Annotated in this window: 15 protein-coding genes; 6 read left to right on the top strand and 9 right to left on the bottom strand. The window is 38.9% G+C overall.

The genetic code is table 11. The annotated features are described in order from the left end of the window. Window positions 1-198: 198 nt before the first annotated feature. On the bottom strand, window positions 199-948 hold the full coding sequence (locus F994_RS14615) for a copper resistance protein NlpE N-terminal domain-containing protein (protein WP_004651341.1): 750 nt from the start codon (window positions 946-948) through the stop codon (window positions 199-201). A gap of 173 nt (window positions 949-1121) precedes the next feature. Continuing rightward, window positions 1122-1610, bottom strand: coding sequence for a copper resistance protein NlpE (locus F994_RS14620; RefSeq protein WP_004651342.1), 489 nt, complete (start codon window positions 1608-1610; stop codon window positions 1122-1124). Window positions 1611-1904: 294 nt separating this feature from the next. Here F994_RS14620 and F994_RS14625 point away from each other — a divergent pair, with 294 nt between their 5' ends. Next, entirely contained in the window at window positions 1905-2492 is a 588-nt protein-coding gene (locus tag F994_RS14625) for a 1-acyl-sn-glycerol-3-phosphate acyltransferase (protein WP_004651343.1), read from the top strand. Between the two features lie 153 nt (window positions 2493-2645). On the opposite strand, the gene F994_RS14630 is transcribed toward F994_RS14625, so the two are convergent. The 4 genes from F994_RS14630 to mrdA all read right to left on the bottom strand — a co-directional run bounded on the left by F994_RS14630 (window position 2646) and on the right by mrdA (window position 6582). Further along, window positions 2646-2975, bottom strand: coding sequence for a hypothetical protein (locus F994_RS14630; protein WP_004651345.1), 330 nt, complete (start codon window positions 2973-2975; stop codon window positions 2646-2648). Between the two features lie 158 nt (window positions 2976-3133). Then, on the bottom strand, window positions 3134-3868 hold the full coding sequence (locus tag F994_RS14635; RefSeq protein ID WP_004651346.1) for a sulfite exporter TauE/SafE family protein: 735 nt from the start codon (window positions 3866-3868) through the stop codon (window positions 3134-3136). 140 nt (window positions 3869-4008) lie between these two features. Beyond that, on the bottom strand, window positions 4009-4569 hold the full coding sequence (gene rsmD / locus F994_RS14640) for a 16S rRNA (guanine(966)-N(2))-methyltransferase RsmD (protein WP_004651347.1): 561 nt from the start codon (window positions 4567-4569) through the stop codon (window positions 4009-4011). A 3-nt stretch (window positions 4570-4572) separates the two neighbouring features. Then, a complete protein-coding gene (mrdA, locus tag F994_RS14645; RefSeq protein WP_004651348.1) occupies window positions 4573-6582 on the bottom strand; it encodes a penicillin-binding protein 2 in 2010 nt (669 codons plus the stop codon). Between the two features lie 231 nt (window positions 6583-6813). On the opposite strand from mrdA, the gene F994_RS14650 reads away from it, so the two are divergent. The 4 genes from F994_RS14650 (at window position 6814) to F994_RS14665 (ending at window position 9744) form a co-directional block, all read left to right on the top strand. Further along, entirely contained in the window at window positions 6814-7332 is a 519-nt protein-coding gene (locus tag F994_RS14650; RefSeq protein ID WP_034697383.1) for a hypothetical protein, read from the top strand. A 65-nt stretch (window positions 7333-7397) separates the two neighbouring features. Further along, on the top strand, window positions 7398-8714 hold the full coding sequence (locus F994_RS14655; protein WP_004651350.1) for a DUF445 domain-containing protein: 1317 nt from the start codon (window positions 7398-7400) through the stop codon (window positions 8712-8714). Window positions 8715-8805: 91 nt separating this feature from the next. Beyond that, the gene (gene adk, locus F994_RS14660; RefSeq protein ID WP_004651351.1) at window positions 8806-9465 is read left to right on the top strand and encodes an adenylate kinase; all 660 of its coding nucleotides are present in this window, start codon (window positions 8806-8808) and stop codon (window positions 9463-9465) included. Between the two features lie 96 nt (window positions 9466-9561). After that, on the top strand, window positions 9562-9744 hold the full coding sequence (locus F994_RS14665; RefSeq protein ID WP_034697385.1) for a hypothetical protein: 183 nt from the start codon (window positions 9562-9564) through the stop codon (window positions 9742-9744). A 2-nt stretch (window positions 9745-9746) separates the two neighbouring features. Here F994_RS14665 and nth read toward each other — a convergent pair whose 3' ends face one another. Together nth and F994_RS14675 are read right to left on the bottom strand one after the other, a co-directional pair. Then, window positions 9747-10442 carry an endonuclease III gene (gene nth / locus F994_RS14670; protein WP_004651354.1) on the bottom strand — a complete coding sequence of 232 codons (696 nt, stop codon included), beginning with the start codon at window positions 10440-10442 and terminating at the stop codon, window positions 9747-9749. Between the two features lies 1 nt (window position 10443). Further along, window positions 10444-11238 carry an RnfABCDGE type electron transport complex subunit B gene (locus tag F994_RS14675; protein ID WP_004651355.1) on the bottom strand — a complete coding sequence of 265 codons (795 nt, stop codon included), beginning with the start codon at window positions 11236-11238 and terminating at the stop codon, window positions 10444-10446. A 346-nt stretch (window positions 11239-11584) separates the two neighbouring features. Between F994_RS14675 and gdhA the strand changes: the two genes are divergently transcribed. Then, window positions 11585-12931, top strand: a complete 1347-nt coding sequence (gene gdhA / locus F994_RS14680) for an NADP-specific glutamate dehydrogenase (RefSeq protein ID WP_004651356.1) — start codon at window positions 11585-11587, stop codon at window positions 12929-12931. A gap of 622 nt (window positions 12932-13553) precedes the next feature. On the opposite strand, the gene F994_RS14685 is transcribed toward gdhA, so the two are convergent. Then, complete coding sequence (locus F994_RS14685) at window positions 13554-14321, bottom strand: META and DUF4377 domain-containing protein (protein WP_004651357.1); 768 nt, start codon at window positions 14319-14321, stop codon at window positions 13554-13556. Window positions 14322-14442 lie beyond the last annotated feature (121 nt).

Genomic DNA, 14442 nt, shown 5'->3' on the forward strand with positions numbered 1-14442 from the left:
TGATTACAATCAATTGAGGTAGGAGGTGGCTGGGTTGTATATGCAATGATGTTTGGAGTGCTGTTAATGAAGTTGTTCGATTGGGTTATTTCAGACAATGATCCTCGCCAAAATAATTGTGTAAGTCAGATAGATTATTCGACCTTAAAAAATCCCCATATGGTGCAGGGATTTTTTATTCTGAGATTAAAATTTAAATTATTTAATTTTAATATAGGTGGGTGGGGAAGGGTTAGGATAAACAAAGGAGACAAGCTCATAACGGGTTTTATTGGGTGCAATAAGGCTATTTTCTATTGTGGAAATGTGCTCATTATTTTTTTCATCGACTAAAACAATATCGTTGTCGCGTAACTTAAGTACACGATCTGAGTGATTATTAATTTCAAAAAGATACGTTAGTTTTGTATTTTCAACGCTAGTCAGATTTATTTTTTCTATTTTAAATAAATCTGCCTGTATGCTCACGTGTTTAAGTGCATTATTGACTTCGATAAGCTGTACTTTGGGAATTTGATATTTTTCAAAATTTTCAAAGCGATTTTTATTTTGATCAAGAAGTTCAATGAACTGATCATGCAAAGCAATATAATGAATTTTATGGGTTTTATCTTCAATTAACTGTATTAAATTAGAATTTTGAGCATTGAAATGAAATGTTCCTGAAGATTCTTTTTGCTGCTGCTTTTGCTTAAAAAATTGAACTTCTTTTAAGGTGTAGCTTTTATTTTGATTCAGTTGTAATGAAATCAGTTTTTTTTCACAAGAATGACAAGGAACGAACGCTTTATAATGTCCAAGCCAGTTTGGAGCTTGAGTTTGCATCGCTTTTAAGGATGGTTGATGTGGATCAATATTTTCTTTAATTGAGGACGTACTCGATGATTTCTCACAACTACTTAAAAAGAGTATGGAAAAAAAACCGAGCAGCATCATCGTTTTTTTCATAATGAGCATCAAATTATAAAAAAGATTTTTTTAAACATAATCACAACTGAACGATCTATCTAGTATAAATCAGCAAAATAAGTCATTTATTTGTAGCAAATCATGATCAAGACATAAGAAAAGTAACCGAAAAAAGCCATCAATCAGGCTTTTTTCGGCTCAAAATAGAAGAATTAGTTCAGTTTTTTCTGTAACTTATAATTAAGTTTAGAATCAATCGCTTTACCTGTATCCATCTCGCGTGCTTCAACAAAGTTTTCGCCGACAAAGAATTTACGACTTTCCCCAGCTTTATCTAAACTAATCACAGATGGATTATCCTGATCAAAGCTAAATGTTCCTTTCACTTTAAATTCATTGCCTTTTCCTTTACCTAGATATTCTTCTGTAAGCTCATAGGTTTTATCCGCTTTTAATTCAAGTTCTGTTTCAATTCCTTCGCAGTCGGCACAAGGGAAAATGCCGGTATATTCGCCCGCCCAATCCAGCGACGTTTCGGCTGTGTCACCTATTGGCATTGCAGGTTGGCTCGCCGTAGTTTCAGTCGTTTGCGCTGCTGTATTTTCAGGTGCTTTATTGGTCTGATGAGTATCGGTATTTGGTTTTGTACACGCGCTTAAAGCCAATGTGGTCAGAGAGAGGATAAATATTATTTTTTTCACGAGGTGATTCCTAAGATGTTTCAATGCAACGGCTAAAACTACTGAAAAATTGAAGTTTATTAAATATAGATATTGTTATGCTTTGTTATTCTGTACATAAATTTTGCTCGATTCTGCTTTTATCGTGCTTAAAATAAGACCATGATTTTCGTCAAGAAGATAAATTTTGAAAAATAATGAATCAATTAATTTATACATTTATATATTAATTGATGGTTTATTGATCATATTGTGCTTTCATATTTCGGCCGCATTGTTAGAATCTGCACACTTTCTTAAGTGTGGTGTTTTTAGGTGTTCGAAAAATTAGCTGAACAAAGTTTAGAAATGATGGGATGGGAACTGGATAATCATTGGCCGGTTGATTTAGATCAATGTGTCATGATTGCCGCACCACACACCAGTAATTGGGATGCCCTATATGCACGTTTAGCACTTAAAGCTTTAGGGGTTAATGTGCGTTTAACCATTAAAGATAGTTACATGAAATTGCCATTTGGTCCATTTGTAAGAGCGATGGGTGGAATAGGCATTGACCGCACGCCAAAAAATGCAGGTGAACCTCGTCTTAGTATGGTTCAGGTCATGACGGATTTATTTAAGCATCATCCAAAGTTGGTGATGTTGGTAACACCCGAAGCGACACGTGCCAAACAAGAAGAATGGAAAACAGGGTTTTATCACGTTGCTATTAGTGCAGGTGTGCCTATTGCTTTGGCATATATGGATTATGCGAAAAAGAAAACTGGTGTAGGGAAAATTGTATATCCTACTGGGGATTATGAAAAAGACATGGCTGAAATTATGGATTTCTATGCTCAAATTAGTGCTAAATTTCCAGAAAAATTTAGCGTTGATACGCGTTATTCCAATCAATCATAATGTTTAAAAAGACAGGGTGTTAGCCCTGTCTGACTTTAAAGTAAGGCTAAGATTGACCCAGCGTAAAACGCTTAGCTTGATGTTTTACAATTTGATCATTTTTAATAAAAAACAAAATTTCAGTTCATTCATCAATTTATTTTGCTCAATTTCTTATTCAGCAAATGTCGGTTCAATACCACCCAAGTTCTGGCAAGCAGCTTTGTAAATGACATATTGCTGCTCAATGACTTCGGTTAAAGGCATATCAAATAATTGTTCACCATCTTTATAGCTTTGCACATACAAGGCGGCTTTTTGGTGGCTAGAGGCTAAAGATTGTTCGTGATAACTCGTAATAGAATTATGTGTCATTTGTGCGGTTTCAATTTTATTACATTGAAAATGTGAGAGCATTTTTTCAGCAAGTTTGACTTCACGTGATGTACCCAAGGAGCAGGCAGTAAGAAGAATAACCCCTGCTAATAAAATCAAGGTTTTCATTTTTAAAACGACTGGTGAAAGGGAGCCGATATTGTATAAAGTTTTCTTTATTATAAATGCTCGAGCGCATATTGATTGGGTGTTTTTTGATTAAATGAAATTGGGATTAATGGTGCAATTTATTATAAAACAATAAATCTGCCAATTCGGTCTAAAAGTTAGAGCAGGTTGCTGAACATTAAGAAACAGCCTGATGAAAATAACAGGCTTAAAACAATATGTTTAAATTGTTTTTCTGAAATTTTATAGAATAATTTTGCCCCTAAAATGGCAGGAAAACTGACAAAAATAAGCAAGATAAGCATATACGGTAGCAGTTGTATATCTAGCGTGCCTTGGACTAAATATGTAAGTAAGGTAAAGAGCTGAATGCCGAAATTGAAATGGCGTAAAATATAGCGCTGTTCTTGTTTGGATAAGTTTTTGAGCATGACCCAGGTGGAAGGTAGAGAGCCACAAAATCCTCCTAAACCACCCAATATTCCACCGATAAATCCAACCCAACTATCTGCAAATTTTCCGGCTTGTTGCAGACGTGGAAATTGTGGATTGAAAAACATCATCGGGCACCACAACATTAAAAATAAGCCTAAAATTAATTTAAAAGTATCGGGTTGGATGATGTGGAGTAAGTAACTGCCTAAAGGAACGCCAATCATACCCGCGATCAGATAAGGTAAAACCAGTGATTTATTCAGATGAGTTTGTTTCTGTTCGTTGGATAAAGAAATAATATGGCTCCATACCGAAGCAAATACCACTAAAGGGGCGGCAATCTGAGGAGAGAGTACCCATACCCAAAAAGACATGGCAATTAAAGCGAAGGCAAAACCTGTAAGTCCTTGTACAAAACCAGCGACTATTGCACCAAGAATAAATAACAGCCAAGTCATAGCAATGTGTACAAAAGGAAAGTGAGCAGTATTCTAAAGATAAGTGAAAAAGCCAAGTCTATATTTAGCTGTATTTCTGCAAATTAAAGTCAAAATTTTAATAAAAAAGGATTCCGCTATGGAATCCTTTTGGGTTGGCTTCAATTAAGTTGTTGTTTTTGATATAGCCCTGAGCGCACTGTTCCAGCTTTGGTTTGTTTGATTTGTTGCCAAGACGATGGCAGTTTTAACTGGGTTAAGTCACGATCTGCTTCGACATAAATGAAACCTTTATCTTTAATTAAAGGGTCTGCAAGTTGAGCAAGTTCTTGCCACAAATCCAAACTATAAGGTGGATCTAAAAAAACCAAATCAAATTGCTCTTTGAGCGTAGGTAAGGTTTGTTGCGCCGTTGCAATTTTTAATTTTGCACGTTGATTGGTGACTTTAAGCAACTGCAAATTGTCGGTTAAAAATGCAGCTTGATTACGATTCGGTTCAATCATGATGACGTGTGCTGCGCCGCGTGACAATGCTTCAAAACTTAATGCGCCAGAGCCAGCACAAAGATCTAAGACCTGAGTATTTTGAATATCCCACATTAACCAGTTGAACAAAGTTTCACGTACACGGTCAGGTGTAGGACGTAAACCATCCACACTGGCAAAAGGAAGTTGGCGGCGTTTCCATTCACCGCCAATAATGCGGAGTTGATTTTTCATAGATCATTCACCCTGTACTTGTTGTGGGCTGGTTAATGCTGGAGCTTGAGTTGCAGCTGGTTGATTCGGATGGGCAGGCGTAGCGCCCGTGACCGGTGTTGTACCACTGGGTAATTCACCGGGTTTAATTCCTGCTGTCATTAAGCCACCACTAATTTGATGTGCTGCTGGACGGATTGGATTTTTTTCACGCTTAAGTAGCCAATAATCAAAAATAGGACGGGCCAATTGTGCAGCTGAACCGCCGTGTTTACCATTTTCCCAAACCACTGCAATGGCAATTTCAGGATTTTCAGCTGGTGCAAAACCGACAAATAAACCATGATCCAGTTGACGCTCGGTCAATAACGATTCGTTATATCTCTTCCCTTGGGCAATACTTTTAACCTGCGCTGTTCCTGTTTTACCTGCAATTTTATACATAGGGGTGCGGATACCACGACCCGTACCCGTGTCAACGACATCGACCATTGCATCTCGCATTTTAATCCAGTCTTCAGGCTGCCCATTAAACTGAATTTTCCCATCGGGTGCATTGATGGGGGTATATGGTTTTGCACCATGACTTTCACGCAGTACATGCGGGGTAATGTGCGAGCCTTGATTGGCTGTAATTGCTGTTGCCATTGCCAGTTGTAACGGGGTTGCTGTAAAAGCCCCTTGGCCAATACTGACGGAAATGGTTTCACCTTTTAGCCATTTGCTTTTACGGGTTCGCATTTTCCATTCTGGATTTGGATATAAACCTGTACTTTCACTTGGTAAATCAACCCCTGTTTTTTCACCAAAACCAAACTGGCGCATCCACGTATTCATTTTGTCGATCCCCATACGGTACGACAAGACATAAAAATAAGTATCACAAGATACATTTTGGGCTTTATGCATATTGACCACGCCATGCCCCGTTTTTTTGTGGTCACGGAAACGGTGGCTGTCACCCGGTAAAGTAAAATAGCCGGGATCAGAAATAGCCGTATTCCAATCGACATATCCATAATGGATTCCGCCTAAACCAAACATTGGTTTAATGGTTGAACCGGGCGGGTACGCACCTTGAACAGCACGGTTATACAGCGGTTGGTCAAGGTTGTCTCGTAACGCGCTGTAATTGGTAGTACTAATGCCTGTGACAAATAAATTGGGATTAAAACTTGGACTCGACACCAGTGCTAGAATTTCCCCCGTTTTCGGGTTCAGGGCTACAATTGCACCTCGCCGTCCCGCAAGCTGTTCTGTCGCGACCACTTGTAAGCCATAATCAATCGACAGATATAAGTCATTGCCACGAACCGGATCTTTACGTCCTAAATTACGCAGTACATTGCCGTGGGCATCTGCTTCGACAGATTCATTGCCGGGGACACCGTGCAAAAGTTCTTCATAGGATTTTTCAGCGCCAATTTTGCCAATTAAGTTGGTGCCAGCATATAAATCTTTATCAATGGATTTTAATTCTTTGTCATTGATACGACCCACATAACCAATCACATGAGCAAATAAGTCACCATGTGGGTAGTAGCGTGTCATTTGGGTTTCTATATTGACCCCGGGGAATTGAAATTTAACTTCACTAAATTTAGCAATATCCGTTTCAGTTAAATTGAGTTTAAGCGAAACACGTTCTGTTTTTTTTGAGGTTTTAATTCGACTACTAAAGCGGTCTATATCTTCTTGAGTCAAGCCTAAAATTGGAATTAAGCGTTGCACCGTGCCATCAATATCGTCAACATCTGCACGAGACATGGTTGCTGAAAATACAGGATAGTTGTCAGCGAGCAAAATACCATTACGGTCATAAATGTAGCCACGCGCGGGTGCTAAGGGTTGCAAGCGGATTCGGTTCTGATCCGATGCGGTTGAAAACTCATCATAATGTGAGATTTGCAAATAAGCATAACGAACAATCAGTAATAACAGAAAGAATGCAACAATCCCGGCCGAGATAAAGATTCGATTGCGATAAATGCGCTTTTCTTGTTGAGCATTTTTTAAAGGAAAGTGCTGCTTCATACGTGATCGACTTACATACAGGAGAGGGGAAAAACCAGAGGCATATTCTAACGCATGTCATCATTTTTTGATATTTGTTCAGCTAAACAGTTGGGCTTGTTTAGCTTAAACTTTGACTTTACAGACATTAAAATTGTAAAGTGCAGTATATAAGAGTTCTCATAATTCTGCTAAAGTCAAAATTGAAAAAGGACTGTATTAAAAATAAAATTAGGGACCACGATGAAAAAAATGACAAAAATGTATCCTTTATTGGCATTTTTTGCGCTAACCAATGTAGCGTATGCACAAGATAATCCATATTTACCAGAAGCGAAATTGGCAGCAGAAAGTGCAACAGCATGGAATTTAGGGGCAGGATTTACACAAGAACTACTTCATATGAATGTAGAGTGGGTGAATCCTTATGGGATTGCTTATGCTAAAGCAGGTGTGTTCATCGATGATGATTATACTGCGGGTGGTCAGGTCGGATTTCGCTATCCTTATCAGCTCACAGGTAAAGATAAGAATGGCTATTATATAGGTGTCTATGCGGGACATATTGAAAGTAAGGGCGTAGACAATGAATATAAAGCACGATTGGGTGCAGGGGTTGATTTAGCCTATGTGTTATTGAGTTCTGAACGGATTAGTACTTTTAGTGTCGGTATTGGTGCGGGTGAAGAGCTAAAGGATAAATCAGGTTATGTGGTTGCTGAGACAGAACCAAGGCTACAATTTTCCTATACCCTAAGTATTGGTTTATAGTAAAAAGAATTGATTTTATAACATTTATTATTTTGTGATTAAAAAATTAAATATGGATTTTATGCATGCTTGAGTACGTCAACGAACTGTGGCAAACCTTCTTGAATCGTCCTGATTTTTGGGCAGTACTTAGCATTATTCCCGTCACGGCTTTTGTTACTTGGGCGCATGTGTGGATGGCGCTTAAAATGGTATTTTATCCGCTTACTTTTTGGGGATTCCATTTAGGTCCATTACCTGTCGGTTGGCAGGGCATTGTGCCACGTAAAGCGGGCCGTATTTCAGGCATTATTACCGATAACACCTTATCTAAACTTGGTTCATTGCGTGAGTTTTTAGATGCAATGGACCCTGAAGATATGGCACGGATCATTGGTGAACAAGTCGGTTTGGAACTTGAACATCTCATTGATGAAATGATGCTTGAACGTAATGCCGTACTCTGGGAAAACCTCCCTTATTCGATTAAACGCCGAATTTATGCTCAAGCACATAAACAATTGCCGGGCATTTTAAGAGAACTTGTGACTGAGCTGACCATGAACGTCGAGTCACTTGTTGATATGCGTGAAATGGTGGTTCGCCAAATGGAAGGTGATCGCCGTTTAATGGTCAATATGTTTCTTAAAGTTGGTCAGAAAGAAATCAACTTTATTTGGCATATTAGTGCTCTAATTGGCATGTTCTTTGGTGTATTCCAAATGATTGTTTGGTTCGTTGTGCCATGGCATTGGACCGTACCGTTTTGGGCATCAATTTGGGGCTTTTTGACCAACTGGATTGCGATCTGGATGGTGTTTAATCCACTCGAACCGCACTATGTACGTTATCCGCAATTCTTTGAATTAACTAAAGATCGTAAGTTTCCGTGGGTAAAACCTGTGATTCCACGTATTGGCACATACAATATTCAAGGCGCGTTTATGAAACGTCAGGATGAAGTGTCTGATGTCTTTGCACGAGTCGTCACAGAAGACCTAATTACGTTAAAATCCATTATGACGGAAATGATGTATGGCGGGAAAAAAGATAAAACGCGCCGCCTTGTGAAACGCCATATTAACCAAATTATGGAAACACCGCTGGTCAGAACCTCTTTACAACTCTCTTTAGGGCCAAAAGAGTATGCAAAACTCAAGACAGACTTGATCGATCGCTCAATTGAAATTACGATGGTGCCTGTATGCGACCCTGCGTTTAATGCGAGCCGTGCACAGAAAATCTATCAAATGTTTAGAGAGCGTATTCTAGAGTTGACACCAAGAGAGTTTCAAAATTTATTACGGCCTGCTTTTCAGGAAGACGAATGGATTTTGATTGTTCTGGGTGGCGTAACTGGATTTATAGCAGGTACAATACATTTGTTTGTGGCTTTCTTATAATTAGATTAATTGGATGCTGGACTACATGGCGAATCAATAGATTTGGCATGAACAAAGCGTCATATACATTGTTAAATGAGGATGTTTTTTTATGCGCATTATATTACTCGGACCACCTGGAGCAGGTAAAGGCACACAAGCTCAGTTGATCTGTAAGCGCTACAATGTCCCACAAATTTCAACCGGTGATATGCTCCGTGCTGCAATTCGTGAAGGTACTGAATTAGGTCTTAAAGCTAAAAGCGTGATGGAGAGCGGTGGTCTTGTCTCTGATGAGCTAATCATTGGTCTTGTGAAAGAACGTATTGCTCAACCTGATTGTGTAAACGGTTGCATTTTTGATGGTTTCCCACGCACGATTCCTCAAGCAGAAGCTTTGGAAGGCGAAGGTATTAATATCGATCATGTGATTGAAATTGATGTTCCAGATGAAGAAATTGTACAGCGTCTTTCAGGTCGTCGTCAGCACCCAGCTTCTGGTCGTGTTTATCATATAGTTTACAATCCGCCTAAAGTGGAAGGTAAAGATGATGAAACTGGCGAAGATTTAGTTCAACGTCCAGATGATCAAGAAGAAACCATTCGTAAACGTCTTGGTTCATATCATACTGAAACTGAACAATTGGTTGGTTTTTACCAAGGTCGTGCAGCGTCTGGTGAAAATGCACCGACGTATGACAAACTCAATGGTCTTCGTCCAATTGATGAAGTTCAAGCAGATTTGTTTGCAATTTTAGATCAAGCAAAATAATTCATATGCGCTAATGCTGTGAATGTTTTGACATTAAAAGAGTCCTAAGTCATATTAGGGCTCTTTTAATTTGTGCAAAATTTTGAGGATGCTATCTTGCTGAAAATGGGTTTAATTGTACTGGTGATTGTATTTGGTCTTGTGGTATTGGCCTTAATGGTTCAGAGTTTTAAAGCTTTACGTCACGTGCAAAAGCAAGAAGCGGCAGAAAAGAAAAATAGCCAATCAGCACGTCAACTGCATCCGAAATTGCAACAGAAAAATAAAGATCAAAACTAAATTTAGTTTTGATCTTGCAGCATTTTGACTGGAATGCTTTTGGCCGCGCCAAATTCAAAGCGATCTGGCCACTGACAGACATCAGACACCACGCATTCATTGCATTTGGGCTTACGGGCAATACAACAATAACGACCATGTAAAATCAGCCAATGGTGCGCATCGAGCATAAATTCTTTAGGAATCACTTTAAGCAGTCGTTGTTCAACCTCAATCACATTTTTGCCTACCGCTAACCCCGTACGGTTACCTAAGCGAAAAATATGGGTATCGACCGCCATAGTTGCTTGTCCAAAGGCGGTATTGAGCACCACATTTGCTGTTTTACGCCCCACACCGGGTAAGGCTTCTAAGTCGGTACGGTTATTGGGAACGATGCTATTATGCTTATCAATCAATATTTTACATGCTTTAATCACGTTTTCGGCTTTAGCGTTATATAAGCCAATGGTTTTAATATATTGCTTTAAACCATCGACGCCTAATGCATAAATGGCTTCAGGTGTATTGGCAATCGGAAATAGCTTGTCCGTGGCTTTGTTTACACTCACATCGGTGGCTTGTGCCGAAAGCGTAACCGCGACCAACAACTCAAAAGGACTGGAATAATTGAGTTCAGTTTTAGGGTTGGGTCTTTGCTCACGTAATCGCTCAAAAAATACCTGAATTTGTTTTTTAGTCATATTCTTTACAGGCATTTTATATTCCTTGACAAGCATTGAGCTGTTGGTTGAGTTCATCTAAGAGCAGACGTTTTTTTGCATCATCACGAACACTGAGCTGTTTTTCTAACTTTTTGATTTGTGTACGAAGTTTTGCTAATTCAATGGTGGATTGAGCATTTAACTGAACCGCTGGTTTATCTTCAATTTGTTTAATTAGGATGTCAGGCACACGGTCATCTTGAGCTGAAAATTGAGCAAATAATGCAGTGTCAATATTGGCGCGTACCACAGGGCCTTTACGATTGATACGTCGTTGTTCTTCGCGTTGAATATGTGAGTAATAACGATTGCGTAAGTTATTTTGTTCGCGAATACGCAAAGTTTCATTCGGTATAACGTGATTATCTTCAATCAAATCAATGCAGTCGACAGGGCATGGCGGAATGCAAAGTTCACAACCAGTGCAGAGGTCGGTCAAAATGCTGTGCATGAGTTTACCTGAGCCGATAATGGCATCCACAGGGCAGGCACTGATACATTTGGTACAACCAATACACTCATCTTCACGAATAATCGCTTTCATGCGTTGTGGACGACCATCGCTTTGAATGGGCCAAACACTTTCTTCGGCTAGCAATTGAGGGCGTTTAAGTAGGGCTGCAAGTGCATCAGCGACAGGCTGGCCTCCGGGGACACATTTATTGGCTTCTTCACCTTCTGCAATGGATTTGGCATAAGGTAAGCATCCATCTCGATGACCACATAAACCACATTGGGTTTGAGGAAGTAAGGCATCAATATTTTGGATGAGAGCAATTTGAGAATTCATGTGTAAACCACAACCGCTAAAGAAATAGCAGCATACAAAAAAGAAGATTAAGTCAAGATGTGCGATTTTAGCATGATTTTATTGTTTAATCTCTTGCCCGAAAATAGAGCTATGAATGCATTATTATTGAGCAAAAAAGTCAATGAAAACAGCACTGAAACATGCTTAGGATTAAGCACTTTTAGTCGGTTATAGTTAATATAAATATATGTTATTAAAACTTTTTTTAATTTTTTTAAAATAACTATTGTGGATTGGTTGCAAAAGATATTTAATATTTTGCGCCAAAAATTATCACTTTTTTAAAATTTGATCAATTTTGATCCATCTTTCTGCTGAGGATTAAGTGTTGAAATATAACAGTCTTAACGACTTCCTAGAGTACGTTAAATCACGTGATGCACATCAACCCGAGTTTCTACAAGCTGTAGAAGAAGTCATGACTAGCCTTTGGCCATTCATTGAAAAGAACCCACAGTATGCTGACCACGGTTTACTTGAACGCTTGGTTGAGCCAGAACGTGCGATTCAATTCCGTGTTTCTTGGGTGGATGACAAAGGTCAAACCCATGTGAATCGTGCTTTCCGTGTACAGTACAATTCAGCAATTGGCCCGTTCAAAGGTGGCATGCGTTTCCACCCATCGGTGAACCTTTCAATTCTTAAATTTTTAGGTTTTGAACAAACATTTAAAAATGCCTTAACGACACTTCCTATGGGTGGCGGTAAAGGCGGTTCAGACTTTGATCCTAAAGGTAAGTCTGAAGGCGAAATTATGCGTTTCTGCCAAGCATTAATGATTGAATTGTACCGTCACCTTGGTTCAAATACGGATATTCCTGCGGGCGATATCGGTGTAGGTGGTCGTGAAGTCGGCTATATGGCTGGGATGATGAAAAAACTCAGTAATGACACTTCATCTGTATTTACAGGTAAAGGTTTGTCATTCGGTGGTTCATTGGCTCGTCCAGAAGCAACGGGTTATGGCACGGTGTATTTTGCTGAAGAAATGCTGAAAACTAAGGGTAATTGCTTCCAAGATAAAGTGGTGACTATTTCAGGTTCAGGCAATGTTGCACAATTTGCTGCTGAAAAAGCGATGTTCCTAGGTGCTAAAGTGGTTTCACTTTCAGACTCTGCGGGTACTGTGTATGTGAAAGACGGCTTTACCGATGAATTATTGGCTGAAGTGATGGAGCTTAAAAACGTTAAGCGTGGTCGTATTTCTGAATTCGCGTCTAAACATGGCTTTGAGTATCTTGAAGGTAAACGCCCTTGGTCAATCAAATGTGATATCGCGCTGCCATGTGCAACTCAAAATGAATTGACGGGTGAAGATGCGCTTGCATTGATTGCAAATGGTGTGATTTGTGTTGCTGAAGGTGCCAACATGCCATCGACTTTAGATGCTGTTGAAAAATTCATTGAAGCCAAAATTCTGTATGCGCCGGGTAAAGCATCAAATGCGGGTGGCGTTGCGACTTCTGGTCTTGAAATGTCGCAAAATGCGATTCGTTTAGGTTGGACTTTCGAAGAAGTGGATGAGCGTTTACACGCGATCATGAAAGAAATTCACCGTAACTGTGTTAAATACGGTACTAAAGAAAATGGTACTGTGAACTATGTTGATGGTGCGAACATTGCAGGCTTTGTAAAAGTTGCAGATGCAATGTTGGCTCAAGGCGTATTCTAATACCAATTTTCATCAATATCTCAATATCCTAAAAATCTCCCCTCTTGCGAAGCAATGCTTCTCATCTTTATTAAAGAGGGGAATATCATGAATCAGATCAGTATTTGAATTTGTGTCACTCCTCCCTTTTTCAAAGGGAGGTTGGGAGGGATTTTAGTTGATGAAAGATGAGCATTTAATTTTAAAAATTGGTATATGATTTTACTTTCTTGAATACTAAAAAACTGATGCTTTGGTATTAATGCCAGTCAGTTAAGGAGTTTTGTAATAAACTCCTTAACTTTTTAGTTCTTCACAACGGAGTCTTATATTTTTAAATCAAATACTTGGAGCTCATCTATTACTTTGGATAAGCCCAAATGAGAAACTCAAAATATATTTTGAGTTCGCAAGAAAGGCATCTTGCGGCGCAATGCGCCTCACCGCAAAACTCGCCAAATATCTTTTATTAATTAATAAATCGCAGAAACTGTGCTTTTCCAAAGTAGTCTTGCCTCGAACAGTTGCGGCTGACGTTTCCGCGTATCGAATAAGATCATGAATTTAAAATAAAAAGCCAGTCAATTTCTTAACTGACTGGCATTACCAATAATGGTGGTTTTTTATGACTGAAATAAACCGCTTATTTTACGGTTGCGCGTTCAATCGTCATGTCATGTACATAGGCATATTTAGACTGATCTGCGGCAGGGTTCTTAATTTCATAACGTTTTACGCGAATGATTTGGCGCTCATTGGGATTATGTTCAAAACCTTCAATATGGTTGTAAAACAACGTCCAGTCTTTATCGACCTGAGTTTTAACACCGTTTTCTGCGTATTTAATTTCACGTACTTGTAAACAGGTTTGTGGTGCTACACCTGTACATTTTTTTGTTTCTGGGGCAATTTCAAGAAAAATAGTTTCAGCTTGCGTTTGATATTGTGTTTCTGGGGTCATTTTGCCTTCGAATACAACTTTTTGACCTGTTGCATCAATCAGCGTTAATGTTGGTTTATTTACATCTTGTGTATTTAAGACAAAGGGAATAGTACGTTTAGCAAAAAGTGAGCTGGAGAACTGTTCTTGTTTCATCAATTCTGGTGAACAAGCCATCATGGTTGACATCAAATCAGCAGTGACAATTTGACCTTTTTCAATTTTCCACGATGTACCTTGAGTATTACAACCCGTTGCAATACTTAAACGTTGTTGATCATTGAAATTCAATACAAGTGGTTTATCTGTGCCTTGTGGTTGATAAGACCATTGGTAGTCCGCGAGTGTTTTATCCGCATTTTGTTGTTGAACCATAGACACGGCTAAATCTCCAACTTTTTGTATATCGCTAGATTGACAAGCTGCAAGCGTTAATGGAAAAAGGGCAATCGCTAAAAATTTGAGTTTCATTTTAAAAGTACTTGGTTTTGAAAGATTTTTAGAAGCATAGCCTATTCAAGGTCAAAAAAAATGGATACATTTTGAGGAATTAAGTTTCAAAATGTATCCATAACTATTATTTTGTTGATTG

The organism is Acinetobacter bohemicus ANC 3994 (assembly GCF_000367925.1).
Taxonomy (GTDB): domain Bacteria; phylum Pseudomonadota; class Gammaproteobacteria; order Pseudomonadales; family Moraxellaceae; genus Acinetobacter; species Acinetobacter bohemicus.